The organism is Sinorhizobium saheli, from assembly GCF_001651875.1.
GTDB lineage: Bacteria > Pseudomonadota > Alphaproteobacteria > Rhizobiales > Rhizobiaceae > Sinorhizobium > Sinorhizobium saheli.
In genome coordinates this window covers 149698-175076 of the sequence record NZ_LNQB01000073.1, presented here as the reverse complement: position 1 = coordinate 175076, position 25379 = coordinate 149698, and the positions used below count along the sequence as shown (strand labels likewise).

The window sequence follows — 25379 nt, the reverse complement described above, 5'->3', positions numbered from 1 at the left end:
CGCCGCGACATACCCATATGTCGCGGCGTTCGCGTTTCTGCCGCAGCCATCGGCTGCGGCACGCAGCGAACCGAAACCGGTTGAGACGAACAGAGGTCCGGGACTATGGTCACGCGTATGAAGATTCTGATTGTTGAAGACGACCTCGAGGCCGCCGCCTACCTGGCCAAGGCGTTCCGCGAGGCGGGCATTGTTTCCGACCATGCGAGCGACGGCGAGAGCGGCCTGTTCATGGCCAGCGAGAACGCCTATGACGTGCTCGTCGTGGACCGGATGCTGCCGCGGCGTGACGGGCTGTCGCTGATCACGGAACTGAGGCGGCGCGACGTCCACACGCCCGTGCTCATTCTCTCCGCCCTCGGGCAGGTCGACGACCGCGTCACCGGCCTGCGCGCGGGCGGTGACGACTACCTGCCGAAGCCTTACGCCTTCAGCGAGTTGCTCGCCCGGGTCGAAGTGCTCGGGCGGCGAAAGGGCGCGCCGGAGCAGGACATGGTCTACCGCGTCGGCGATCTCGAACTCGACCGGCTGTCGCACACCGTTCGCCGCCAGGGCAAGGAGATCCCGCTGCAGCCGCGCGAATTCCGGCTGCTGGAATATCTGATGAAGAACGCGGGGCAGGTGGTGACCCGGACGATGTTGCTCGAAAACGTCTGGGACTATCACTTCGACCCGCAGACCAATGTGATCGACGTGCATGTCTCTCGGCTGCGCTCGAAGATCGAGAAGGACTTCGACCCGCCGCTCCTGAGGACGATCCGCGGCGCCGGCTACATGATCAAGGACGACCGGGCACCCGACGCATGAGCAGGTTCAGCGCTCTGTTCAGGACGACCGCGGTTCGGCTCTCCGCGCTGTACCTCGTGCTCTTCTCCATCTGCGCCGCCTTCCTCGTCTTCTACGTGACCGGCATGTCGGAGCGGCTGTTGCAGCAGCAGACGCGCGACGCGATTGCCGCCGAGGCCACGCAGATCGAGGACGTCTATGATCGCGCCGGCATCAGCGGCCTGCTTCGCTCGCTGGAGCGCCGCGCGCGCCAGCCCGGGGCCAACCTCTACGTCATCGCCGGACCGAGCGGTGAAATCCTTGCCGGCAATGTGGCGGGCCTGGAGCCCGGCCTGCTCGACGCCGAGGGCTGGACGTCCGAACCGTTCCGCTACCGGCGCTTCACCGACGAGAACCGTGCGGACAACCACGTCGCGATCGCCCAGGTCCTCGTCCTCGACAACGGCCTCCGGATCCTCGTCGGCCGCGACCTGCAGGAGCGGGAGAAGTTTCGCATGCTCGTCCGCCAGGCGCTGATGGTGGCGCTCGGCATCATGGGGCTCGGCGCGCTGGTGATCTGGTTCGGCATCGGGCGCAACGCCTTGAAGCGGATCGACCGCATGTCGGAGGCAAGCACCAAGATCATGGCCGGAGACCTCTCGCAGCGGCTGCCGATGAGCGGCTCGGGCGACGAGTTCGACCGGCTTTCGGAATCGCTGAACGCGATGCTCGGCCGGATCGAGAAGCTGAACGAGGGCCTGAAGCAGGTTTCCGACAACATAGCACACGACCTCAAGACGCCGTTGACGCGCTTGCGCAACAAGGCGGAAGCCGCGCTCGCCAGCACCGAAGGCGGAAACCAGAACGGCGCGCTCGAGGAAATCATCGCGGAGTCAGACCAGTTGATCCGCACCTTCAACGCGCTGCTGATGATCTCCCGCGTCGAGGCCGGCTCCGCGCCCGCCGAGATGAGCGATGTCGACTTGTCGCAGATCGTCGCCGATTGCGTCGAGCTTTACGAACCGGTGGCGGAGGAGAGCGCGCTGCGGCTCGAGGCGGAAGTCGCGCCCGGGGTCGAGATCTCGGGCAACCGCGAACTGATCGGGCAGGCGCTTGGCAACCTGATCGACAACGCCATCAAATATGCCGAGGGGGCGGAAAATCCGCTGATCCGGGTGGAGATGAAGAAGAGCGATCATCACGTCATGCTGACGGTTGCCGACCATGGTCCCGGCGTGCCGGCGGACATGCGCGGCGAGGTGGTCAAGCGTTTCGTCCGCCTCGACACCAGCCGTTCGAAGCCGGGCACGGGCCTCGGCCTGTCGCTCGTCGAGGCCGTCATGGAGATGCATCGCGGCGCGATGGATATAGCCGCGACGGAGGAGGACGGTAGGGGCTTGACGGTGCGCATGGTTTTCCCGGCGGCTGCGACCTGATAAACCGGGTTGTGGAGTTGAAAAGGGGGGTATCATGCCGGAAGCGATCGAGCCGCGCCTTTCCGACATCGAAGGAATGCCGATCCGGCCCGCAAGCCAGGCGGACGCGAAGGCTGCCCTTTCCGTTCTCAAGGACATCGCCAAGGGCCGCGGGCCCATCGCGGACCTCGTCGCCTCCGATGCGCCGCTCAAGGATTTCCTTGTCGCCGCCTTCGCCCTCTCGCCCTTTCTGCGCGAGACGGCCGGGAGCCACCCCGCAATCCTCGAATCCCTGCTTTCCGAATCGCTGCCTTGCTTCCTCAGCCGCCGCATCGAGGCGGCGCGCGTCGCCTGGCGGGGGGAGGCGCCGGGTGCCGCACTGCCGGACGCCGAGATCATGTCGCGGCTCAGGCGCGCCAAGCGCGACGTCGCCTTCGCCGTGGCGCTTGCGGACCTCGCGCGGCTTTTCGACGGCCGGGAGACGACGCGCTGGCTCAGCGACTTTGCGGAGGCGGCCGTGTCGGCCGCGATCGATCATCTGCTGCTCGGTGCCCATGAAAGCGGCAAGTTCGTGCTCCTGGACCCCTCCGCGCCCAGCGTCGACTCCGGTATCGTGGTCCTAGGCATGGGCAAGCTCGGTGCAGGCGAGCTCAACTACTCCTCCGACATCGATCTCGTCGTCTTCTATGACCTGCAATCCGGCATCGTCAGCAACCGCGATGAGGCCTCGGAGACCTTCGCCCGGCTGCTCAGGCGGCTGATCCGTATTCTTCAGGAGAGGACCGGCGACGGATATATCTTCCGCACGGATCTGCGCCTGCGTCCCGATCCGGGCTCGACCCCGCTCGCCATCCCCATCGAGGCGGCGATGCTCTATTACGAGGGCAGGGGCCAGAACTGGGAGCGCGCCGCCTTCATCAAGGCGCGGCCGATTGCCGGCGACCTCGAGGCCGGCGAGCGCTTCCTGAAGGAACTGACGCCCTTCGTCTTCCGGAAGTATCTCGACTATGCGGCGATCGCCGACATTCACTCGATCAAGCGGCAAATCCACGCACACAAGGGCCACGGCGAAATCGCCGTGAAGGGCCACAACATCAAGCTCGGCCGCGGCGGCATCCGCGAGATAGAGTTCTTCGTCCAGACGCAGCAACTGATTGCCGGCGGCCGCATGCCCGCACTCAGGCGTCGCGAGACCGAGGCGATGCTGCGCCTCCTTGCCGAAACCGGCTGGATCGACGGCTCGACCGCCGATGAGTTGATAGAGGCCTACTGGTTCTTGCGCGATGTCGAGCATCGCATCCAGATGGTCCGCGACGAGCAGACCCACGTGCTGCCGGAGACCGAGGCGGAGTTGAAGCGGATCGCCTATATGCTCGGCTTCGAGGACACGGCCTCCTTCTCGAAGGCTCTTTCGCGCGTGCTCCGGACGGTCGAGCGCCGCTACGCGCAGCTTTTCGAGCAGGAGGCGAAGCTCTCCACCGAGACCGGCAATCTGGTCTTCACGGGGCAACAGGACGATCCGGATACCCTCGAGACGTTGAAGAGGCTCGGCTTCCAGCGGCCGTCCGACATCGCCCGCACCATCCGCACCTGGCATTACGGGCGCTATCGGGCAACGCAATCCGTCGAGGCGCGCGAGCGGCTGACGGAACTGACGCCGGAGCTTCTGCGTGTCTTCGGCGAAAGCCGGCGTGCCGACGAGGCGCTCCTGCGCTTCGACCATTTCGTCTCCGGCCTCCCGGCGGGCATCCAGCTTTTCTCCCTGCTCGGCAACAATCCCGGGCTTCTTTCGCTGATCGTCAACATCATGTCCTCGGCGCCTCGGCTGGCGGAAATCATTGCCGCCAAACCGCATGTCTTCGACGGCATGCTGGACCCGGGCCTGCTCGCGGAGCTGCCGACCAGGGATTATCTCGCCCCGCGCATCGCGAACTTCGTCGCCGGCGCACACCATTATGAGGAGGTGCTGGACCGTTTGCGCATCATCGCCGCCGAGCAGCGCTTCCTGATCGGCATCAGGCTGCTCACCGGCGCCATCACCGGCCTGCAGGCCGGCCGGGCCTTCGCCGATCTCGCCGACCTGATCATCGCCGCCGCGCTCGATGCGGTTTCGGAGGAAGTCCGCGCCGCGCACGGCCGCTTCCCCGGCGGGCGCGTTGCGATCATCGGCATGGGCAAGCTCGGCAGCCACGAACTGACCGCCGGCTCCGACGTTGACCTGATCCTGCTCTACGACTACGACGACGAGGCGTTGCAGTCGGACGGTGCCAAGCCGCTCGATCCGGTGCGCTACTTCACCCGCGTGACGCAGCGCCTCATCTCAGCGCTTTCCGCGCCGACCGCCGAGGGCATCCTCTATGATGTCGACATGCGGCTGAGGCCGTCCGGCAACAAGGGGCCGGTCGCGACGCGCATCACCGCCTTTGCCAAGTACCAGCGCCAGGAGGCCTGGACCTGGGAGCATCTGGCGCTGACGCGGGCGCGGTGCATCTGCGGCGACGAGAACCTGATCCGCGAGGCGGAGGCGATTTTTTCCGAGGTTCTCTCGGTGAAGCGCGACGCTCAGAAGATCCGCAAGGATGTGCAGGAGATGCGCGCCCTTATCGACAAGGAAAAGCCACCGAAGGACATCTGGGATTTCAAGCTCATCCCTGGCGGCCTGGTCGACATCGAGTTCATCGCCCAGTACCTGACCCTGATCGCGCCGGCGAAAGGGGTTACGCCGCCGCCGGCCGGCACGCACACCCTGGAGGCGCTTAAGGCGCTCGGTGCGGCGATGATGGATGCAAACGACGTCGACAGGGCGGTCGAGGCGCTGTCGCTCTTTACCGAGGTGTCGCAGATCGTCCGGCTTTGCATCGATGGCGATTTCAACCCGGAGGAGGCGCCGAGCGGCCTCGTCGATCTCGTCTGCCGGGCCGGCGACTACCCGGACCTGACGCATCTCGAGGCCGACATTCGCCGCTACTCGCGGGACGTGCGCCGCATATTCCAGGCGGTGATTGCAGCGTAAGCGGGTGACGCGACTTCAGGCGCGATCCGGAATACGAACCGAAATGATCGTGCCGACATTCTCGGTCGAGTGGATCTTCATGGTTCCGCCGTGAAGGCGCGTGAGCGAGCGCGAGATCGCGAGCCCCAGCCCGGAGCCGCCCTTGCTCTTGGCGTATTGGCTTTGCACCTGCTCGAACGGGTGGCCGATCTTCTGCAGGGCATGTTTCGGAATGCCGATGCCTGAATCGGCGATCGTCAGCGTCACGGCGCCCCTGACCTTGCGGGCCCTCAAGGAAATGCGTCCGCCCTCATTGGTGAACTTGACCGCATTGGAAAGCAGGTTGAGCAGCACCTGCTTCATCGCCCGGCGGTCGGCGAACATCGTCAGGCCGGAAGAGACTTGCTGCACGACGCGAATATTCTTCTGTTCCGCCGGGATCGTGGTGAAGCGCAGCGTCTCCTCGATCAGCGGCGCGAGATCGATCTTTTCCGGAGAGAGCCGCATGTGGCCCGCCTCGATCTTCGACATGTCGAGAATGTCGTTGATGACGTTGAGCAGATGCTTGCCGCTCTCGAAGATGTCGCGCGAATACTCGTGGTATTTCTCCGAACCGAGCGGGCCGAACATCTGGTTCTGCAGGATCTCCGAGAAGCCGAGAATGGCGTTCAGCGGCGTGCGCAGCTCGTGCGACATGTTGGCGAGGAATTCGGACTTGGCGCGGTTCGCGGCCTCGGCGCGCTCCTTCTCCGCCTGGTAATTGGCGTTGGCGATGGAGAGCTCGGCCTTCTGCCGCTCGAGCGTCAGGCGCGAGGCGGAAAGATCGCCGATGGTGGCCATCAGCCGCCGCTCGGATTCGCGCAGGCGCACCTGATGGCGCTTGAGCAGCGTGATGTCCGTGCCGACGGACACGAGGCCGCCGTCGCGCGTGCGGCGCTCGTTGATCTGCAGCCAGCGCTCGTCGGCGAGCTGCACCTCGCTCGTCTGCGAATGGTTCTTCCGGTCGGGATCGGCGACGCGCCGCTCGACCACGGGCCTTGCCGCCGACGCATGGACCACGGCGCGTTCGGTGCCCGGCACCAGCACGTGATCCGGCAATTGATAGGCCTGCTGGTAATGGGCGTTGCACATGACCAGGCGGTCGTGCTTGTCCCAGAGCACGAAGGCCTCCGACGTGCACTCGATCGCGTCCGCCAGGCGTTGGTCCGCCTCGGCGTAGCGCTGGGCAAGCCTGTGCTGCTCGGTCACGTCCATGGCGATGCCGATCAGGTGCACCCGGCCCGAGACCGTCCGGATGACCTGGGCGCGCGCGCGCAGCCACACATAGTGGCCGTCGGCGTGGCGCATGCGGAACACCTGGTCGATCTGGCGCTCATTGCCCTTGGCGATCGCGCGGGCGACGCGGTAGATGCCGCGGTCCTCAGGATGCATGAGCCGGGCCGCGTCGCCGAACGACAGCACGCTGCTGTCGCCGGGCATGCCGAGCATCTCGTACATCGAACGGGACCAGAAGAGGCGCCGGTTGGCGAGGTCGAAATCCCAGAGGCCGCAGCGGCCGCGCGAGAGCGCCGTCTCGACGCGCAGGTTCGATTCGACGAAGACGGCATCGGCGTCCCGCGCCCGTTTTGCCTGGATATAATAAGCGTAGAGCACCACCAGCAGGATTGCCGAAATGCCGGCAAACAGCGTGACGTTCAGCGAAACCTCGTCGCGCCAGGCGGTTTCCAGTTCCGCGATCGGCGTGGCCGCCAGGATGACGCCGGCCGAGCCCTGCAAGTGCAACAGCGCGACGAGATGCTCGACGCCGTCGATCGACGCCTTCATGACGCTGGAGCCCTCGCCGTAATATTGCAGCGTCGCAATATCGGGAGCGACGGCGGCGAGGCTGAGCCCGACCCAATGGGCCCCATCCTGCGTGGCCGCGAAGATGCGGCCGTCCCGGCGGACCGTCAAGAGATACATACCGGCGTCGAGAATGTCCGAGGGCAGGTACTCCGCGAGACGACGCTCCACTTCCCAGCGGCGGCCTTCGGCAAAGAGGACCGACCCGTCGGCCTGAAATGCCGCAGCCGCAGCCGCGGCCGCAAGGGTGACGGCGCGGCGCGACCCGGCCTCCATCCGGCTGTGCTCGTTGATGATGCCGGACATGCGCGAGAGCGCCACGATGAGCAGGAATGCGATGATCAGGACGGGAATGGAACGCTTGAGGACGGGCTCGGCCCGGGCGAGGCTCCGCGATGCCGGCCCGGCAAAGAGCTTCGCCTGCTCGATGAAACCCCGCTCCAGGCCGAAAAAGCCAGGAAACTTGAGTCGCAACCGCCCTTCGGCTGCGCTTCCCCGTCGCGCGTCCGCCATTTTTCCCAATTTTATCGTCCTCGAGAGCGCGCCTTGCAGCCCATGAATGCGCAAGGGACGCTTTGATCCTCTCAATCCGAAACATCGGCCCCATTTTCCGCGGTTTGCCCGGGAAGGGGGACGTTTCGGTGATTCGGCGCACCGCCCGCCCGAATCTGACTCAATGAATCACAGGGCGATTCGCCTTGTCCAGAGGCAGAGGTAAAGATTTATTAACCAATTCTCATCGTTGGAAAATCATAGCCCGGCGGTTTGCGCACCGGCCGGAAGGCGTGAAGTGGAGGGCCGCGCCGCATGGCGCGGCGGTCAATCCTCGTCCTTCAGCATCCGCTCGACGATGTCGCTGACGTCGGCCGACAGGTTGGCAGCGCCCGCGATCCCCTCGAGCGCGCTGCGGGCATGACCGGACCGCACCTTTTCCAGCGACCGCCAGGAGCGCATCGAGGTCAGGATGCGTGCCGCAAGCTGCGGGTTGCGGGCGTCGATATCGAGAATCTGATGGGCGAGGAAGCGGTAGCCTTCACCGTCGGCGCGGTTGAAGCCCGTGGCGTTGGCGAAGGCGAAGGTGCCGACGAGCGAGCGGACGCGGTTGGGATTGTTGGCGTTGAAGAGCGGATCCGACATCAGCGCCCTGACGCGGTCGAGGGTCGCGGCGCCCGGGATCGTCGCCTGGATGGCGAACCATTTGTCGATGACGAGCGCATTGTCCGCGAAGCGCTTCTTGAACGATGCCAGCGCATCCACGGTCTCGTCGGCGTCCGGAAAGCGATGCGCCAGCAGCGTCAGCGCGTGACTGAGATCGGTCATGTTGTTGGCCGCGCGGAAGGCGTTCGTCGCCTTCTCCGGCCGATCGTCGGCATAGACGACATAGGAAAGCGCCGCATTGCGCAGCGCCCGCCGGCCGGCACTCTCCGCGTCCGGCCGGAAGGGGCCGGAGAGGGACATCCTGTCGACCAATTGGGCGAATGTGTTGCTGCCGGCGGCGGCGATTGCGGCAAGAACCGCCTGGCGGCCCGCCTGGATGGCGTCCGGGTCGTTGTTGGAACCGATTTCCCGGGCAATGTCGGCTTCGCTCGGCAGGGAGAGCACCTGTGAGCGGAAAGCCGGCTCCAGCCGGTCCTCGGCCGCCGCGGCGAGAAGCCCATCGATGAGGGCATCGTCACAGGTGAGCGGCTGCCCTCTCCGCGCTTCCGCCGCCGCCTTGACCAGGTTGTCGAGCGCCATCGTGTTCAGCGCCTGCCAGCGCGCAAAGAGATCGGTCTCGTGGCGCGCGATCAGGGCGCGGTCCCTGGCGCCTTGTTCGAAATGCAGGTTGATCGGTGCGGAAAAGCCGCGGTTGAACGATGGAACCGGCCGCGACGGAATGCCGGAGAAGACGACCGTCTGCTTGCGCTCGGTCAGGTGCAGCACGTCGCCGGTGATGTCGGCGCCGGAAACGGCCGTCGGCGTCGCCTCGGTGCCATCTTCGAGCAGCAGCCCGAGGCGGAGCGGGATGTGCATCGGCGCCTTGGCGCTCTGTTCCGGCGTCGGCGGCACGCTCTGCTCCAGCGAGAGCGTATAGGTCTGCTTGCCCGCGTCGTAGGACCCGGAAGCGGTCACCAGCGGCGTCCCGGCCTGGTGGTACCAGAGCGAGAATTGCGCGAGGTCGCGCCCGCTCGCGGCTTCGAAGCAGGCAACGAAGTCCTCGATCGTCACCGCCTGGCCGTCGTGGCGCTCGAAATAGAGATCCATGCCCTTCTTGAAGAGGTCGCGCCCGAGGATCGTCGCGATCATCCGCGTCACCTCCGAGCCCTTCTCGTAAACGGTCGTCGTGTAGAAGTTGTTGATCTCGCGGTATTTCGTCGGGCGTACCGGATGGGCCAGCGGCCCAGCATCCTCCGGGAACTGCTCGGATTTCAGATGCCGCACCTCGGCAATGCGCTTGACCGTGCGCGAGCGCATGTCCGCGGAAAATTCATGGTCGCGGTAAACTGTCAGGCCTTCCTTGAGGCAGAGCTGGAACCAGTCCCGGCAGGTGATGCGATTGCCGGTCCAGTTGTGGAAATATTCGTGGGCGATGATCGCCTCGATATTGGCGTAGTCCGTATCGGTCGCCGTTTCGGGATCGGCGAGCACGTATTTGTCGTTGAAGACGTTGAGCCCCTTGTTCTCCATGGCGCCCATGTTGAAGTCGGAGACGGCGACGATCATGAAGATGTCGAGGTCGTACTCCCGGCCGAAGACCTCCTCGTCCCATTTCATCGCGCGTTTCAGCGCGTCCATGGCGTAGGCGGCGCGCGGTTCCTTGCCGTGCTCGACATAGATCTTCAGCGCGACCTCGCGGCCGGAAGCGGTGGTGAACCTGTCCTCGACGACCCCGAGGTCGCCGGCGACCAGCGCGAAGAGATAGCTCGGCTTCGGATGCGGATCGAACCAGGAGGCGAAATGGCGGCCATCGCCCATGTCGGCCCCGCCGAGATAATTGCCGTTGGAAAGCAGCAGCGGTGCCGCTGCCTTGTCGGCGATGATGTTGACCGTGTAGACCGCGAGCACGTCGGGGCGGTCGGGGAAATAGGTGATGCGGCGGAAGCCCTCGGCCTCGCACTGGGTGCAATAGACGTTGCTGGTCCGGTAGAGCCCCATCAGCTTGGTGTTGGTTTCGGGAGACAGCACCGTCGTAATGGTGATCTCGAAGGGGGCGGTTTCCGGCAGGCCGCGAATGATGAGCGCTTCGTCGGTCGCCTCATAGAGCGCGGCCGGGATATCCACCTGGTCGAGCAGCAGGCCGGTCATGGTGAGCTCGTCGCCGTCGAGAACGAGCGGTGCCGAGGGACTGACGCCTTCGCGCCGGTGGAAGATCAGCCGCGCCTCGACTTTCGTTTCCCTCGGGTCGAGCTCGAAGGTCAGGTCCACCCTCTCGAGAACGAAATCGGTCGGCCGGTAGTCTTCCAAATGAACGATTTGGCCTGTATTTGTCCGCATGGTCATTCCCGCTTGCGCCTCTTGCCCTTCGACATGTAGAGGGCGCCTGTGATGGTGAAAAGCCAAAAGCCGAGATTTTTACACCATTGTACTGCCGGCGACCGCGCCCCCGGCAGCAAAAGGCGTCGATCCTCCCGCTCCCTTGGCGGCGCAGACTAATGGAAACAGCACTAACAAGACCTAAATCGGCGGCGATTTTTCGCAAGTTGCTAATCAAGCCGCGTATCGGGCTAACGGACGCGTGCCGCCGTGGGGGGCAAACCATCACGAAAAAGCCGCGTCCATCAACAAATTTGATCCAACATTCCGCGTGGGCGCGGCTAAGGTGGCGCCTGTCTATCGCGGCATCGCGCCGAGTTCCTGCCAGACTGATTCCTCCTCCTGTCGGTTCGCCGAAGGCATATTGAAAAGCTAGTTTAATGGATGCGGACGTCGAGAGCCCGATGAAGGGGATTGTGCTCAAGGTGCTCTCCGTCGTCGTCTTCGTGTGCATGTCGACCTGCATCAAGGCGGCCGGCAACGGCATCGCCACCGGTCAGATCACCTTCTATCGCTCCGCCTTCGCCATGGTGCCGATTCTCGTATTCCTCGCCTGCCGAGGCCAACTGCGGGACGCCTTCAGGACCCGGAACGTCAGCGGGCATCTCGCGCGCGGCTTCGTCGGCATTCTCTCGATGAGCTGCGGCTTCTACGGTCTCGTCCATCTGCCGCTGCCGGAGGCGATCGCGATCGGCTACGCGATGCCGCTGCTCGCGGTCGCTTTCGCGGCGATTTTCCTGGGCGAGATCGTCCGGCTCTATCGCTGGTCCGCCGTGGTCATCGGGATGGTCGGCGTACTCATCATCACCTGGCCGCGGCTGACATTGTTCGAAGAGGGCGGTTTCGGCTCCGGCGAGGCGCTCGGCGCCGTCGCCGTGCTGCTTTCGGCGACGCTTGGGGCGATAGCGATGGTACTCGTGCGCAAGCTCGTGCAGAAGGAACGCACGCACACGATCGTCCTCTATTTCTCGCTTTCCGCCTCGGTGTATTCACTCGCGACGGTGCCGTTCGGCTGGGTCGCGATGTCCTGGCAGGCCTTCTTTCTGCTGATGCTCGCCGGCTTCTGCGGCGGCATCGCCCAGATCCTCCTGACCGAGAGCTATCGTCACGCGGACATGTCGACGATCGCTCCCTTCGAATACACCTCGATCGTGCTCGGCATGATCATCGGCTACGTGCTCTTCGGCGACGTGCCGACCGGGACGATGCTCGCCGGTACCGCGATCGTCGTCGGCGCCGGCATTTTCATCATCTACCGCGAGCACCAATTGGGGCTGGAGCGGAAGGGTGCCCGCAAGCACGTGACGCCGCAGGGCTGATAAGACGGAAAAGCAGGATTAATTCGGCAGCAGCGGGCTGACGGCGCCGCGATGGGCTCGCCGGGCGTCGTCGATCGTGCTCAGGCGGCTATATTCCCGCGACGCGCGGACGGCGGTGCCGATGTCGGAGATCGTCTCGATGAGGCCACGAATGGTGTCGAGCGGCCTGGACATGATCTCAGCCTTCCTGCGGTCAAGGGACATGCGGCAGCGGAGCCGGCGCGCGGCTCCGCTCGGAGCATCAGCGTTGGATGAACTCGGCGTAAATCTGCGTGGGGCGCGTGGTCCGGGCGAGGCCGGTCGCGGTCATCTGCTCGTTGGCTGCCGTGCCGAAGTGGTTGAACGGCGTCCTGAGCGCCACGTGGCGGAGCGTTTCAAAGCTGCTGTGAATCGGACGATAACGGGCAGTCATGGTTCAGTTCCTTAATCCATTCCTCCCGTTGCCTCATATTGCGATGCAGCATCAATTTTGCAATGCATTGAAACGCCGCGCTGACATGCGCAATTCGCATGGCTGTCTTCATCGTTCGTTCATGAATCGGGCAGCGCCCGGTCAGCCGGCGATGCGGGCCTTGAAGGCGAGCAGATCCGCCCATGCGAAACGCTTGTTCACCGGTGCCGCGATGAGGTCCTGCGGGTGCAGTGTGGCGAGTGTCGCGACCTTATGGCCGCCGAGCGAAAGCTCGCGCCATTGCCCACGCAACTGATGGATCGTCTCGCTGGCGCCGAAGAAGAAGCGAGCGGTGAAATTGCCGAGGAGCAGCAACTGTCGCGGCTCCGCCAGCGCGATCTGCCTTTCGATGAACGGGCGGCAGATATCCGCTTCCCGGGCGCTCGGCACCCGGTTTCCCGGCGGCCGCCAGGGGACGACGTTGGTGACCAGCACCTCCGCCCTCGACAACCCGATCCCGGACAGCATGCGCTCGAGCATTTCGCCGTGCTTTCCGGCAAAGGGGCGCCCGTCGCGGTCGTCATCCGCGAAAGGCATGGGACCGATGACCATGATGCCCGAGGCGGCATCACCCTCGGCGAAGACGAGGTTGCGGGCGCTGTTCTTGAGATTGCAGCCGGCAAAGCCTTCCATGGCGCCGCGCAATTCCGCAAGCGAGCGTGCGGCATCGGCGACGAATTGCGCCTCCTTGACGGCCTGCTCGTCGGGAATTGCGACGGCCGGTACCGCGGCCGGCAGCGACGACGGAACGTCGCGCGTCCGGGCGGCCTGTCGCGTTGCGGCATTCGCCTCCGAAGGGCTCGGCTGCCGCATTGGCGGCGGGGCGCGACTGTCGGCGCGCCGGGCCTTCAGCGCCTCGAATTCCGCCAGCCGGTCGACGGGCTCGTCCTCGAGCAGCCATTCGACGCCCGCCTCCGCGTGAAAGGCGAGCAGGGCGGCGAGTTCCGGTCGGGAGAGGTCGTTGGCCGAGATCATGGCGTGAATTTAGCAGATCGGCGGGGGCGGTCCAGCAGCGGTCGCGGATAAATTACGCGGCCGCCGTCCAGGTGGCGATATCCTCCCGCTCGCCGATGAGCGCCAGCCCGTGGGCGATCGACAGGAGCTCGCCACCGCTTTCGATCCGTTCGCGGCCAAAGCGGTTCTCGAACAGCCGCCGAACGGCAGGCACGAAAGAGGTGCCGCCGGTCAGAAATACCCTGTCGATCGACTGGGAAGATGTCTGCGTCTTTTGAAGCACGTCGTCGAGCGCGTCTTCGATGCGTGCGAGGTCCGGCGCGATCCAAGCCTCGAAATCGGCCCGTCGCACGGTTCGGCGCGCGCGCTCGCCGAGCGGCGCGAAGGCGAACTCGGTCTCCTCCCTTTCGGAGAGTTGCATCTTCGTGGCCGAAACCGCCTGATAGAGCGGGTAGCCCTCGTCATGCTCGATGAGTTCCACGAAGGCTTCGAGCTTTTCCGGCTCGAGGCTCGCGCGGACGAGCTTCTTCAATTCAGCGAAGTCTTTCAATGTCTTGAAGATCGAAAGCTGATTCCAGCGGCCGAAATTGGCATAGTAGCTCGACGGCACCTCAAGCAGCTTGTCGAAGCTCTTGAAGAGACTCCCCTTTCCGATGAGCGGCGAGACGATGTTGTCGATGATGCGGAAGTCGAAGTGATCGCCGGCGATGCCGACGCCGGAATGTCCGATCGGCGTCGCCGTCACTTGCCCGCCCCGGCTTTCGAAGCGGATGATCGAATAGTCGGTCGTGCCGCCGCCGAAATCCGCGACGAGCACCGTCGCGTCGCGCGTCAAGCCGCGGGCGAAATAGAAGGCCGCCGCAACCGGTTCGTAGACGTAATGGATTTCCGGGAAGCCGAAACGCTCGAGCGCGCGATTGTAGCGTTCGAGCGCCAGTTTCTCGTCGGGGTTGGCGCCGGCGAATTGCACCGGGCGCCCGACGACGACGCGGCGGAGGCTGCCGTCCCAGTTGCCGCCGGCATAGTCTCGCAGTCGTGCGAGGAAGCGGTGCATCAGATCCTCGAACTCATAGCGTTTCGCGAAGACCAGCGTGCCCTGGAAGAGCGCGCTTGCGGCAAAGGTTTTGATCGACTGCAGGAAGCGGCATTCGCCGGGATTGTCGATGAAGTCGCGGATCGCGGCCTGTCCGGCTTCGACCTTCAAGGGGGTGCCCGACCCCTTCAGGCCCGAATCCTTCAGGAAGGAAAGGGCGGTCCTTGTCGTATCGGATTTGCCGGCAGGGCTTTCGACGATGATGGAGCGGGTCGATGCGCCTTCGGCGAGCGCCAGTACGGAGTTGGTCGTGCCGAAGTCGAGGCCGAGCGCCGATGCCATGGTTTAGTCCGTTCCGTTCGATTGGGGCGGGCCTCCTCGCATGCGGGCGCGGCAAATGCAAGCCGGCTTTCCGGGCAGGTTGGCCGCAAAGACATTTACGTTTACGTACAAGTAAGATATGGGGACGTCGTAAACTCATGAACTCATGCGCAAATGCAGAGACAGTCTGTCGCATCCCGGCTCGACAACACTTGTTGCATTTGCCATGACGGGACGATTGGCTGGGAAGGGAGCCGGCGGAAGACCGGCCAGACTGGAGAACACGGAAATGACCGAGCGACAAGAACTGCCCGAACGCGAAAGCATGGAATTCGACGTGGTGATCGTCGGCGCCGGTCCGGCGGGCTTGGCCGCAGCGATCCGGCTGAAGCAGGTCAATCCGGAGCTTTCGGTCGTCGTGCTCGAGAAGGGTGCGGAAGTCGGCGCCCATATCCTCTCCGGCGCCGTCGTCGATCCGATCGGCATCGACCGGCTGTTGCCCGGTTGGCGCGACGAGCCGGATCATCCGTTCAAGACCGAAGTCACCGACGACCAGTTCCTCTTCCTCGGCCCGGCCGGCTCGATCCGCCTGCCGAACTTCCTGATGCCGCCCTTGATGAACAATCACGGCAACTACGTGGTCTCGCTCGGCAATGTCTGTCGCTGGCTCGCGACCCATGCCGAAGCCTTGGGCGTCGAGATCTATCCGGGCTTTGCCGCGACCGAGGTGCTCTACAACGATGAGGGCGCGGTGATCGGCGTCGCCACCGGCGACATGGGCATCGAACGCTCCGGCGAGCCGGGCCCGAACTATGCCCGCGGCATGGCGCTCCTTGGCAAGTACACGCTGATCGGCGAGGGCGTGCGCGGTTCGCTGGCGAAACAGCTGATCGCCAAATACAAGCTCGACGAGGGCCGCGACGTGCCGAAATTCGGCATCGGGCTCAAGGAGCTCTGGGAGGTGAAGCCGGAGAAACATAAACCCGGCCTCGTCCAGCATTCCTTCGGCTGGCCGCTCGACATGAAGACCGGCGGCGGCTCCTTCCTCTATCATCTTGAGGACAACCTCGTCGCCGTCGGCTTCGTCGTGCACCTGAACTACAAGAACCCCTGGCTCTATCCCTTCGAGGAGTTCCAGCGCTTCAAGACCCATCCGGCGATCCGCGGCACCTTCGAGGGGGGAAAAAGGCTTTCCTATGGTGCTCGCGCCATCACCGAGGGTGGCTGGCAGTCGGTGCCGAAGCTCTCCTTCCCCGGCGGCGCGCTGATCGGCTGCTCGGCCGGCTTCGTCAACGTGCCGCGTATCAAGGGCAGCCATAATGCGGTGCTGTCGGGGATTCTCGCCGCCGAGAAGCTTGCGCAAGCGATCGCCGCCGGCCGCGCCAATGACGAGCCGATCGAGATCGAACATGGCTGGCGCGAGAGCGCCATCGGCCAGGACCTGAAGAAGGTGAGAAACGTCAAGCCGCTATGGTCGCGCTTCGGCACGGCGATCGGCGTCGCGCTCGGCGGCCTCGACATGTGGACGAACACGCTCTTCGGCTTCTCCTTCTTCGGCACGCTGAAGCACGGCAAGACCGATGCGCAGAGCCTCGAACCGGCGGCGCAACACCAGAAGATCGACTATCCGAAGCCGGACGGTGTCCTGACCTTCGACCGGCTCTCCTCGGTGTTCCTGTCGAACACCAACCACGAGGAGGACCAGCCGATCCACCTGCAGGTGAAGGACATGGAGTTGCAGAAGCGCTCGGAGCACGACGTCTATGCCGGTCCCTCTACCCGCTACTGTCCGGCCGGGGTCTACGAATGGGTGGAGAAGGACGGCAAGCCGACCTTCGTCATCAACGCCCAGAACTGCGTGCACTGCAAGACCTGCGACATCAAGGACCCGAACCAGAACATCAACTGGGTGCCGCCACAAGGGGGTGAGGGGCCGGTCTATCCGAACATGTAACGCTCGGGAGGCAGCGGACCGAGTTCGTTGAAGCAATTGAAGGCCGGCGAATGATCGCCGGCCTTTTTGCTGTCGCCCGCATGTCGGTACGGCCGTCGCTTCCGCAGTCGGCAGTCAAGAAAATGGTCGGCAAGGCCGGCTTAAGCCTATAAAAAACTTGCAGAGTTCCAGAAAAAAGCACCAAGATCACTTGCTGACGCAAATGGGAAAGTGTTTGCCGGAAAGTCAAGATAGCAATTGTGAACGGCACTGATCCGAGGAGGGTATCCTGAGCCGTGCAAGCAATTGCGTTCGAGCCCTAGGGCTGAACCGATCTTGTTCCATTCGCTGCCGGCAACCGCGGTGTGGCTGGCAGCCCGCGATGAGTACACCGCCAAACAGAGGGAACCAAATATGAAAAAATTCCTTGCAACGACATGCCTGGCCGCCGGTCTTCTCGGACTGGGCAGCGCGGCATCCGCGGCGGAATGCGGCGACGTGACGATCGCCAATATGAACTGGCAGAGCGCCGAAGTCCTGGCGAACGTGGACAAGTTCATCCTCACGGAAGGCTATGGCTGCAATGCCGAACTGGTCGTCGGCGACACGGTTCCGACCATCACCTCGATGATCGAGAAGGGCGAACCGGACGTCGCGCCGGAAGGCTGGGTCGATCTGCTGCCGGACGTCGTCAACCGCGGCCTCCAGGAAGGAAAGCTCGTCGGTGCGGCCGTGGCGCTCTCCGACGGCGGCGTGCAGGGCTGGTGGATGCCGAAGTACATCGCCGATGAGCATCCGGACATCAAGACGATCGACGACGTTTTGAAGCACAAGGAACTCTTCCCCGATCCGGAGGATCCGAGCAAGGGTGCGATCCACAACGGTCCCCAGGGTTGGGGCGGCACGGTCGTGACCACGCAGCTCTACAAGGCCTATGGCGCCGAGGCTGCCGGCTTCACGCTGGTCGATACGGGCTCCGCGGCCGGCCTCGACGGTTCGATCGCCAAGGCCTATGAGCGCAAGCAGGGCTGGGTCGGCTACTACTGGGCTCCGACGGCACTCCTCGGCAAATACGAAATGGTCAAGCTCGACCATGGCGTAGCGGCGGACCCGGCCGAGTGGAAGCGCTGCAACACGGTTGCCGATTGCCCGGATCCGAAGAAGAACGACTGGCCGAAGGACAAGGTCCAGACGCTGGTCACCAAGGCCTTCGCCGACCGCGCCGGCCCGGCCATGGACTACCTCAAGGTCCGCGCCTGGCCGAACGACGTCGTCAACAAGCTGATGGCCTGGATGACCGACAACCAGGCGAGCGGCGAGGAAGGTGCCAAGCACTTCCTCGAAGAGAACCAGGACATCTGGAGCAAGTGGGTCTCTCCGGAAGTTGCCGAGAAGGTCAAGGCTGCCCTCTGATCGGCTGATCAGGACGAACGGCGCGCGTGAAAGCGCGCCGTTTCGTTTACGGACGCGCACGATTTCACTCGCCGCCTGTCGGTTTGGGAATATGATGGCGCATCCCGTTTGAAGACCGGCGGCGAAGCAAGAAGAATCATAGGCCGCCCGAGGAAGTGCGAAGGGGAATCACGACATGGAATGGCTAACCAAATTTCCGAGCATGGATGGCGATCGGCTTCGAGAATTGAAGAAGGTGATCGACGAAGGTTTTCGCACATTCACGCGCAGCTATGGCGACGGCATCGAATCCTTCTTTGATCCGCTGCAGTTCTTTCTGATCCAGGCCGAGCGCTTCATGACGCGCACGCCCTGGCCGATCATCCTGATCCTGATCGCCCTGATCGCGTGGCTCGCCAGCCGCAACTGGAAGGTTGTCGCTGGCGCCGTCGGCACGCTGCTCGTCATCGGCTACTTCGACATGTGGGACGACACGATGAAGACGATCTCGATGATCTTCGTCTGTACGGTCCTGTCGATCGCGATCGGCATTCCGCTCGGCATCATCATGTCGCGCTCGGATCGGGTGCAGAATATCGTCAACCCGGTACTCGACGTGATGCAGACGATGCCGAGCTTCGTCTACCTCATTCCGGTGGTGATGCTGCTCGGTATCGGCAAGGTCCCCGGCCTGATCGCGGTCGTCATCTATGCGATCCCGCCGATGATCCGCCTCACCAATCTCGGCATCCGGCTGGTCGACAAGGACGTGTTGGAGGCCGCCGACGCTTTCGGCTCGTCCAACTGGCAGAAGCTGAAGAACGTGCAGATGCCGCTGGCGCTGCCCACCATCATGGCCGGCATCAACCAGACCATCATGATGGCGCTCGCCATGGTCGTCATCGCCTCGATGATCGGCGTCCAGGGCCTCGGCCAGCCGGTGCTGAAGGCGATTGCCAACCAGTACTTCACGCTCGGCATTTTCAACGGCCTAGCCATCGTCGGCATCGCCATCATCTTCGATCGCGTCAGCCAGGCCTATGGCCGCCGCCTGCAGCGGCATCGCGAGATCGTGCACGGTTAGTGGTGAACCAGATTTGGCCCCTCCCCACGGGTGGGAGGGGCTACGGCACCGTGCGTCTCATCAGACGCACAAAGGTCGCCGTAATACTTTGAATTGCTGCGTGTTTTTATGCTCGAATTGGCTACGATCCAAGGAAACATGCAGTAGGCGCCCGCGGTGATCGCTGCCATTTTCCAAGCTTTGGGTCTGGCGCCAACGTCGATATGGAGGCGGAGACAGCGAGGCAGGTAGCCCCTCCCGCGTGTGGGGAGGGCCTTGCTCACGGGAAAACCGCGGGACCTCAGACGATCCTATCAAAAACCGGCGAGCACCAGTTTACCGCGCGTGCGCCCGGTTTCGATCATCTGGTGCGCCTTCCTGAGCGTTGCAGCATTTATCGGCCCGAGCGTTTCCGTGAGCGTCGTGCGGATCTTGCCGTTGTCGACCAGCTCCGCAACCCTGTTCAAAAGGTTGTGCTGCTCGATCATGTCCGGTGTTTTGAAGAGCGGGCGGGCAAACATCATTTCCCAGTGCGTCGAGACCGACTTGCGCTTGAACGGCATGACATCGAGCGCGGGCAGGTCGTCGATTAGGGCGAAGCGCCCCTGCGGCGCGATCAGCTCGACGATTTCGCCGACGTGCTTGTCAGTGTTGGTCGTCGAGAAAACGAAGGCCGGTGCCCCGAGCGCAAGTTGCTCGATCTCCGCGGCGAGCGGCCGGCTGTGGTCGAGGACGTGATGCGCACCGAGCTTCAATACCCATTCGCGTGTCTCGGGGCGTGAAGCGGTGGCGATGACGGTGAGATTGGTGAGAGCGCGGAGCAATTGGATCGCAATCGATCCGACGCCGCCCGCGCCGCCGATGATCAGCACCGCGTTTGCCGCGCCCGGCACGGGATCATTGACCCTCAGCCGGTCGAAGAGCGTTTCCCAGGCGGTGATCGCGGTCAGCGGCAATGCGGCCGCGGCGGCGAAATCGAGCGACTTCGGTTTCCGTCCGACGATCCGCTCATCGACGAGGTGGAACTCCGCATTGGTGCCGGGCCGGTCGATCGCGCCGGCGTAGAACACTTCGTCGCCGGGTTGGAAGAGCGTGACCTGCGGGCCGACCGCCTTGACGACGCCGGCGGCATCCCAACCGAGAACCTTCAGTTGATCCGGCTCCGGCTGAACGCCGGCGCGCACCTTCACGTCGACGGGGTTGACGGAAACCGCACGGACTTCCACCAGCAGGTCGTGTTGCCCCGGCGTCGGTACCGGCAGGTCGACATCGATCAGCGCGGTCTCGTTGGCGATGGGTTGTGGTGTCTCGTAGGCGATGGCACGCATGAAATACTCCTTTGCAAATTGTACAGGAGCTACATGGCGTCTATGCTCATGGAGCACAAGAATGCACAAATTTGGCCTATAGTGTCGAAAAGGATACCGTCCATGTCCCGACCGCGCGCGAAACTGACAAACAAATTCCCGGGTTGCCCCGTGGAGTCGACGCTGAGCTTCATCGACGGCAAATGGAAGGGCGTCATCCTCTATCATCTGATGCTCGAGGGCACGTTGCGCTTCAACGAACTGCGTCGGCGCGTGCCGAGCGTGACGCAGCGGATGCTGACCAAGCAATTGCGCGAACTGGAGGAGGCGGAGCTCCTGTCTCGGACGGTCTTCGCGGTCGTCCCGCCGCGCGTCGACTACGCCTTGACGCGGAGGGGAGAGAGCCTGAGGCCCGTGATCATGGCCCTGAAGGCCTGGGGCGATGAGAATGTCCTCTGCGACGGCGAGCGCATGGTGCTGAAGCCGCTCGAATCCCCGCCGGTTTCGCGATCTAAATTTGAGCCCGCCTGATCGCTTCCTCTGGAAACCCCCGTCGCCGCGCTTATCTGAGAGGTCGAGACGCCCTCGGATGACCGGAGAAAACAATCATTGAAAGTTAAAGCCATCTTCAATCGAGATGGGGGGACTTTCCGAACGACCGACATGGAGGCCTATGGCAGGCAGGTCGAGGAGGCCTTCCGTACGGCCGGACATGAGATCGAGATCGCCGCCGTTGGGGCGAGCGAGATGCAGCATGCCCTGGAGACGGCCTGCCGGCGGGGCGATCTCGATGCGATCGTCGCCGGCGGCGGTGACGGCACGATTTCCGCCGCCGCGGCCGTCGCCTGGAGAAACGGCATGCCGCTCGGGGTCATCCCTGCCGGAACGATGAACCTCTTCGCGCGCTCGCTGAAGCTGCCGCTCGACATCTGGAAGGCGCCCGAGGTTCTTGCCAGGGGCAGGATCATTGATGCCGATATCGGCAGTGCCGACGGCCGGGCGTTCGTGCATCAGTTTTCGATGGGGCTTCACGCGCGGATGGTGCGCTATCGCGAGTCCTACCGGTTCGCATCGCGCCTCGGCAAGATCGGCGCCAGTGTGCGTGCCGCCGTGGGCGTCGTCTTCAACCCGCCGGATTTCGAAATCGAGTTCGATGCGGACGGGCATCGCGAGCGACGGCATGTGTCCGCGATCTCCGTCTCCAACAACCCCTTCGGCCACGACACGCTCATGTATGCGGACGACCTGACGAGCGGGCACCTGGGTTTCTACACGGCGCCGCCCTTGCGTCCGGCGGGCGTCGTGAAGCTCGCCTTCGACATCCTGCGCGGCAAATTCCGCGGCAGTCGCCTCATCACCGAAACGAGCGCGCTCGCCGTCGACCTGCATTTCCCGAAGGTGGATCGCAAGATCAACTGCGTTATCGACGGCGAGCTGCTGCCGCTGGCGCGGCGCGACGTTGCGCTTCGTATCCACCCCGGCGAATTGAAGCTGCTGGTCGGTTCGGAGTAGCGCCCGCTCTACTTCGAGACCCAGACGTAACTGAAGGCGTAGCGATCCGAACCGGAGCCGTAGAGATAGGGCAGGGCAAGGTTGCGCGGCGTGATCGCCGCCTCCGGCACGCCCGATGCCTTGAGCGCGTCCTTGAGAAGGTCGGGCATTGGCGGTGCCGGGTTCGCATCGTCGTGCCAGACTGCCAGAAGCGGCCGTTTCGACAGGTCGATGGGGAGCGGATTCGACAGCCTCGGCATCGCAACGGCCGCTTCGGCGATGAGCGTGCGGATGTTTCCGGCTATTTGCTTGTCATTGGTGAGGACGAGCGCGGGCCGCCCGCCTTCCGCCTCCGTCACCGCATCGACCAGCGCGGCATAGGGGATGTTCAGTCGCGAATAGGCTCCGAACCACGGGCGCACGATCGCCCGCGCGGAAACGACGACGAGGGCGGTCACGACCACGAAGCCGACCATGAGGGCAAATCGCCTGAAGCCGGCCGTGGGGTCGATATCCGCCGCCTCGATCTTGACGCTGAGATAGAGCGGAATCAGGACGAGAAAGAGGACCAGCCACTTCTCGCGCACATGGGTCGCCGCTAACCCGAGCACGATCACGAGCACGGCGGCGAGGCATAGGGCGATCATGCGCCCGATGATCCGGCTCCACTGGCTTTCGACCTGCCAGATCGCGCGGATGTTGCCGCGAAAGGCGATACCGAAGAAAAGAAGCGGGACAAGGCTGCCGCCGACGATCGCTGAGCCGAGCGAATAGACACCGTGCAGGGCCTGGAGCAGGGGCCCTTCCGCTTCGCGTTCCCGCATCTCGTTCAGGGTGCCGCTCGATGCGAAATCGAGATTTTGCAGTATCCAGAAGCCGTGCGGCAGCGTTATCAGGCAGGCGACCGCGATGGCGGCCAGGATGCGCCAATCGAGGATGCGCGCCCTGAGCTTGGCCTCCGGCAGGACGGCGAGGATCGCGGCGAGCGGCAGGAGCACGAAGTTGTACTTTGCGATCAAGCCGATGCCGACGGCCACCCCGGTCACGAGGTAGGAAAAGAGGCTCGGTCGCGTGAGCGTCTTCAGGAAGCCGTAAAGAAAAAGCGAGACGGCAAAAAGCGCGGCGACCGTGTGCGAGAGGTCGCGCTGCGCCAGCAGGAAAACCGGCGGCAGCGTCAGGACGCCGAGCATGGCGGTCGCCGAGAGGCGCCGATCCTCGAGAACGTGCCGCGCGGCCAGGCCGTAGAAGAGGCAGCAGAGAAAAAGGAGGCCGTTCTTGAGGATCGTCATCGTCGCGAGCGACGTGCCGATCGCCTGCGCGAGCCCGTATTGCAGCCAGTTATAGAAGGGCGGCTGCGGCCCGTATCCGAGCAATAGGAACTGCGACAGAAAAGCCTGTTCGGCCTCGTCGATCTCGAGCGAATTCGAGACGGCAAGGCGCAGCGTGATGCACAGCAGGAAATAGCCGGCGACCGCCAGGGCGACCGCACCGGGCCGCCGATCGATCGTCTCAAGCATTCGGCCGCTCCTGCTCGAAGACCTGGCGCACGATATAGCTCGTGGTCTCGTCGTCGTTGAAATAGGCGCGCGCCATCATTTCCGAAAGAATGCCGGTGGTGATGAGCTGGATCGAGGACAGGAACAGCATCACGCCGACGAGCAGCATCGGGCGCGTGCCGATATCGTTGCCGAAAATGAACTTGTCGATCGCGAGATAGAACAGGATGAGGCCGCTCAAGCCCCCGGCGGCAAGCCCGATGGAGCCGAAGAAGTGCCCCGGGCGCGCCTTGTAGCGCATGAAGAACAGCACCGCGAGGAGATCGAGTATCACCCGGAAGGTGCGCGAGATGCCGTATTTGGAGGTGCCGAAGTGGCGGGCATGATGGGTGACCGGCATTTCGCCGATCCGGCTGCTCGGCACGACGCCGGCGACCCAGGCCGGGATGAAGCGATGCATTTCCCCCATCAGCTTGACCTGTTTGATGATCGAGCTGCGATAGATCTTCAGGCTGCAGCCGTAGTCGTGAAGCTTCACGCCGGTGATCTTGCCGATCAGGAAATTGGCGCACCAGGACGGGATTTTCCGCAGTATGAGGCCGTCGCGGCGGTTCTTCCGCCATCCGACAAGGAGGTCGAGTCCGCGCTCCTCGATTGCCTCGACCATCCGGGGAATGTCGGCCGGATCGTTCTGCAGGTCGCCGTCGAGCGTCGCGATCAGCCGGCCGGCAGCAGCGTCGATGCCTGCCTGCATTGCCGCGGTCTGGCCGAAATTCTTCTGGAGCTCGATGATCTTCAGTCTGAGGTCGGGCCGCGAAAGCTCCCTGCGGGCGTTCGGCAAGGTCTGGTCGGTGCTGCCGTCATCGATGAGGATCAGCTCCCAGGGCTTGGAGAAGGCCGCCATCGCCTCCTGGATGCGCGTCACCAGCGGGCCGACGCTTTCCTCCTCGTTGAACACCGGCACGACGACGGACAGCGCGATCGCCTCCACCGCCTCGGTCATGGCCTTCACGGGTTCTTCAATGTGATTCAAGGGGCGGTCTCCGGTGTGCTCGCAGGTTTTCTTGCACAGTTAACGGTGATAACCAACGCCGAATTGCAGGGATGGCTACAGGAAATCCGTGTCTCATGAATTCGAACTTGCAGTTCAGCCGGCAGTCGTGGCTCAAGCGCAACCGCATGGCACTGGTTTCCGTGGCGGCAATAGCGGCTTATGCGATTTTCGTCGAGTGGGTCTGGGGCTGGGCGACCCTCGTCAGCCAGTGGGCCGAGCTCGGGCTTTCGTCGATCCTGCCGGCGCTCGGCCTGCTCGTCGCGACCTATTTCATCCGCTGCCACCGCATCCGCGACTATTTTCCGGATCAGACCAGGGGCCGCTTCCTCTCGCTTTTCCGGGTGACGCAAGTCCATAACCTGCTCAACATCATGCTGCCCTTCAGAGCCGGCGAGACGAGCTTTCCATTGCTCATGCGCACCGAATTCGGCATTCCCCTGGTGCGCGGCACGTCGGCGCTCCTGGTGATGCGGCTTCTGGATCTTCATGCCCTGCTCACGGTCGCAGCGATAGGATTGGTGGTCGACCGCGGCCACCGGGCGGTCGACTGGCTTCTCTGGCTGGTCGCTTTCCTGTCACCGTTTGCCTTCTTTCTCATGAAGGGGCGGGCACTCACGGTGGCCCGAGGCCTGGCGCCGGCAAGGTTCGCGACCATGCTTGACGAAGTCGAGGCGGGCTTGCCGGACGACCTTCCTGCCTTTATGCGCGCCTGGACGATGACGCTCGTGAACTGGGCGGTCAAGGTGGTGGTGCTGGCCTGGGTGCTCGCCATCATGGGCGTGGCGCCGCTGGCCGCCGCGTTCGGCGGCGCGCTCGGCGGCGAGCTCTCTTCGGTCCTGCCGGTGCACGCGCCGGCCGGGGTCGGCACCTATGCGGCGGCGATCGTCGCGGGGGCCGTGTCCCTCGGCGCTGCGACGGACCAGGTGACGCTCGAGACGCTCGGCCGCGCGAGCGTCAACGCTCATCTCCTGGTGATCGTCTCGGCCGTCGCCGGCACGCTGCTGTCCCTGGCGCTGAAACCGAAGACGTGAGCGTCCG

General features: G+C 64.0%; 19 protein-coding genes. 10 read left to right on the top strand and 9 right to left on the bottom strand.

The genetic code is table 11. From position 1 onward, the window contains the following. Nucleotides 1-105 precede the first annotated feature (105 nt). From ATB98_RS14240 to ATB98_RS14230, 3 genes are read left to right on the top strand one after another with little or no spacing between them, the layout of a single operon-like run. On the top strand, nucleotides 106-807 hold the full coding sequence (locus tag ATB98_RS14240; protein WP_066874690.1) for a response regulator transcription factor: 702 nt from the start codon (nucleotides 106-108) through the stop codon (nucleotides 805-807). Continuing rightward, nucleotides 804-2201: a sensor histidine kinase gene (locus ATB98_RS14235; protein WP_066874688.1), complete on the top strand. Its 1398-nt coding sequence runs from the start codon at nucleotides 804-806 to the stop codon at nucleotides 2199-2201. The genes ATB98_RS14240 and ATB98_RS14235 overlap by 4 nt, the downstream gene beginning before the upstream one ends. 34 nt (nucleotides 2202-2235) lie before the next feature. Next, nucleotides 2236-5193 carry a bifunctional [glutamine synthetase] adenylyltransferase/[glutamine synthetase]-adenylyl-L-tyrosine phosphorylase gene (locus ATB98_RS14230; RefSeq protein WP_066874686.1) on the top strand — a complete coding sequence of 986 codons (2958 nt, stop codon included), beginning with the start codon at nucleotides 2236-2238 and terminating at the stop codon, nucleotides 5191-5193. Between the two features lie 15 nt (nucleotides 5194-5208). Here ATB98_RS14230 and ATB98_RS14225 read toward each other — a convergent pair whose 3' ends face one another. Continuing rightward, nucleotides 5209-7536 carry a PAS domain-containing sensor histidine kinase gene (locus ATB98_RS14225; RefSeq protein WP_066874684.1) on the bottom strand — a complete coding sequence of 776 codons (2328 nt, stop codon included), beginning with the start codon at nucleotides 7534-7536 and terminating at the stop codon, nucleotides 5209-5211. Between the two features lie 297 nt (nucleotides 7537-7833). Then, nucleotides 7834-10488, bottom strand: a complete 2655-nt coding sequence (gene pepN / locus ATB98_RS14220; protein WP_066875572.1) for an aminopeptidase N — start codon at nucleotides 10486-10488, stop codon at nucleotides 7834-7836. A gap of 419 nt (nucleotides 10489-10907) precedes the next feature. Here pepN and ATB98_RS14215 point away from each other — a divergent pair, with 419 nt between their 5' ends. Next, nucleotides 10908-11846, top strand: a complete 939-nt coding sequence (locus ATB98_RS14215; RefSeq protein ID WP_066874682.1) for a DMT family transporter — start codon at nucleotides 10908-10910, stop codon at nucleotides 11844-11846. Nucleotides 11847-11864: 18 nt separating this feature from the next. Here the strand turns inward: ATB98_RS14215 and ATB98_RS28960 are convergent, their stop codons facing one another. The 4 genes from ATB98_RS28960 to ATB98_RS14205 all read right to left on the bottom strand — a co-directional run bounded on the left by ATB98_RS28960 (nucleotide 11865) and on the right by ATB98_RS14205 (nucleotide 14626). Beyond that, a complete protein-coding gene (locus ATB98_RS28960; protein WP_153435594.1) occupies nucleotides 11865-12020 on the bottom strand; it encodes a hypothetical protein in 156 nt (51 codons plus the stop codon). Nucleotides 12021-12087: 67 nt separating this feature from the next. Next, nucleotides 12088-12258 carry a hypothetical protein gene (locus ATB98_RS28955; RefSeq protein ID WP_153435595.1) on the bottom strand — a complete coding sequence of 57 codons (171 nt, stop codon included), beginning with the start codon at nucleotides 12256-12258 and terminating at the stop codon, nucleotides 12088-12090. A gap of 141 nt (nucleotides 12259-12399) precedes the next feature. Beyond that, the gene (locus ATB98_RS14210) at nucleotides 12400-13272 is read right to left on the bottom strand and encodes a uracil-DNA glycosylase (protein ID WP_066874680.1); all 873 of its coding nucleotides are present in this window, start codon (nucleotides 13270-13272) and stop codon (nucleotides 12400-12402) included. 52 nt (nucleotides 13273-13324) lie between these two features. After that, entirely contained in the window at nucleotides 13325-14626 is a 1302-nt protein-coding gene (locus ATB98_RS14205) for an Hsp70 family protein (RefSeq protein WP_066874678.1), read from the bottom strand. A gap of 268 nt (nucleotides 14627-14894) precedes the next feature. Here ATB98_RS14205 and ATB98_RS14200 point away from each other — a divergent pair, with 268 nt between their 5' ends. The 3 genes from ATB98_RS14200 (at nucleotide 14895) to ATB98_RS14190 (ending at nucleotide 19014) form a co-directional block, all read left to right on the top strand. Next, nucleotides 14895-16559, top strand: a complete 1665-nt coding sequence (locus tag ATB98_RS14200; RefSeq protein WP_066874676.1) for an electron transfer flavoprotein-ubiquinone oxidoreductase — start codon at nucleotides 14895-14897, stop codon at nucleotides 16557-16559. Between the two features lie 393 nt (nucleotides 16560-16952). Further along, on the top strand, nucleotides 16953-17951 hold the full coding sequence (locus ATB98_RS14195; RefSeq protein ID WP_066874674.1) for an ABC transporter substrate-binding protein: 999 nt from the start codon (nucleotides 16953-16955) through the stop codon (nucleotides 17949-17951). A gap of 175 nt (nucleotides 17952-18126) precedes the next feature. Then, nucleotides 18127-19014 (top strand): ABC transporter permease, encoded by an 888-nt coding sequence (locus tag ATB98_RS14190; RefSeq protein ID WP_066874672.1) that lies wholly within the window; start codon nucleotides 18127-18129, stop codon nucleotides 19012-19014. A 293-nt stretch (nucleotides 19015-19307) separates the two neighbouring features. Here ATB98_RS14190 and ATB98_RS14185 read toward each other — a convergent pair whose 3' ends face one another. After that, entirely contained in the window at nucleotides 19308-20321 is a 1014-nt protein-coding gene (locus ATB98_RS14185; RefSeq protein WP_066874669.1) for a zinc-binding alcohol dehydrogenase family protein, read from the bottom strand. A gap of 102 nt (nucleotides 20322-20423) precedes the next feature. Here ATB98_RS14185 and ATB98_RS14180 point away from each other — a divergent pair, with 102 nt between their 5' ends. Continuing rightward, nucleotides 20424-20831, top strand: coding sequence for a winged helix-turn-helix transcriptional regulator (locus ATB98_RS14180; RefSeq protein ID WP_066874667.1), 408 nt, complete (start codon nucleotides 20424-20426; stop codon nucleotides 20829-20831). Between the two features lie 78 nt (nucleotides 20832-20909). Then, the gene (locus ATB98_RS14175; RefSeq protein ID WP_066874665.1) at nucleotides 20910-21812 is read left to right on the top strand and encodes a diacylglycerol/lipid kinase family protein; all 903 of its coding nucleotides are present in this window, start codon (nucleotides 20910-20912) and stop codon (nucleotides 21810-21812) included. An 8-nt stretch (nucleotides 21813-21820) separates the two neighbouring features. On the opposite strand, the gene ATB98_RS14170 is transcribed toward ATB98_RS14175, so the two are convergent. Both ATB98_RS14170 and ATB98_RS14165 read right to left on the bottom strand, forming a co-directional pair. Next, nucleotides 21821-23308 carry an ArnT family glycosyltransferase gene (locus ATB98_RS14170; RefSeq protein WP_066874662.1) on the bottom strand — a complete coding sequence of 496 codons (1488 nt, stop codon included), beginning with the start codon at nucleotides 23306-23308 and terminating at the stop codon, nucleotides 21821-21823. Next, nucleotides 23301-24320 carry a glycosyltransferase family 2 protein gene (locus tag ATB98_RS14165; RefSeq protein ID WP_084435469.1) on the bottom strand — a complete coding sequence of 340 codons (1020 nt, stop codon included), beginning with the start codon at nucleotides 24318-24320 and terminating at the stop codon, nucleotides 23301-23303. Before ATB98_RS14165 ends, ATB98_RS14170 begins: the two co-directional genes overlap by 8 nt. 95 nt (nucleotides 24321-24415) lie before the next feature. Between ATB98_RS14165 and ATB98_RS14160 the strand changes: the two genes are divergently transcribed. Further along, nucleotides 24416-25372 carry a lysylphosphatidylglycerol synthase transmembrane domain-containing protein gene (locus ATB98_RS14160; RefSeq protein ID WP_066874655.1) on the top strand — a complete coding sequence of 319 codons (957 nt, stop codon included), beginning with the start codon at nucleotides 24416-24418 and terminating at the stop codon, nucleotides 25370-25372. Nucleotides 25373-25379: the final 7 nt, after the last annotated feature.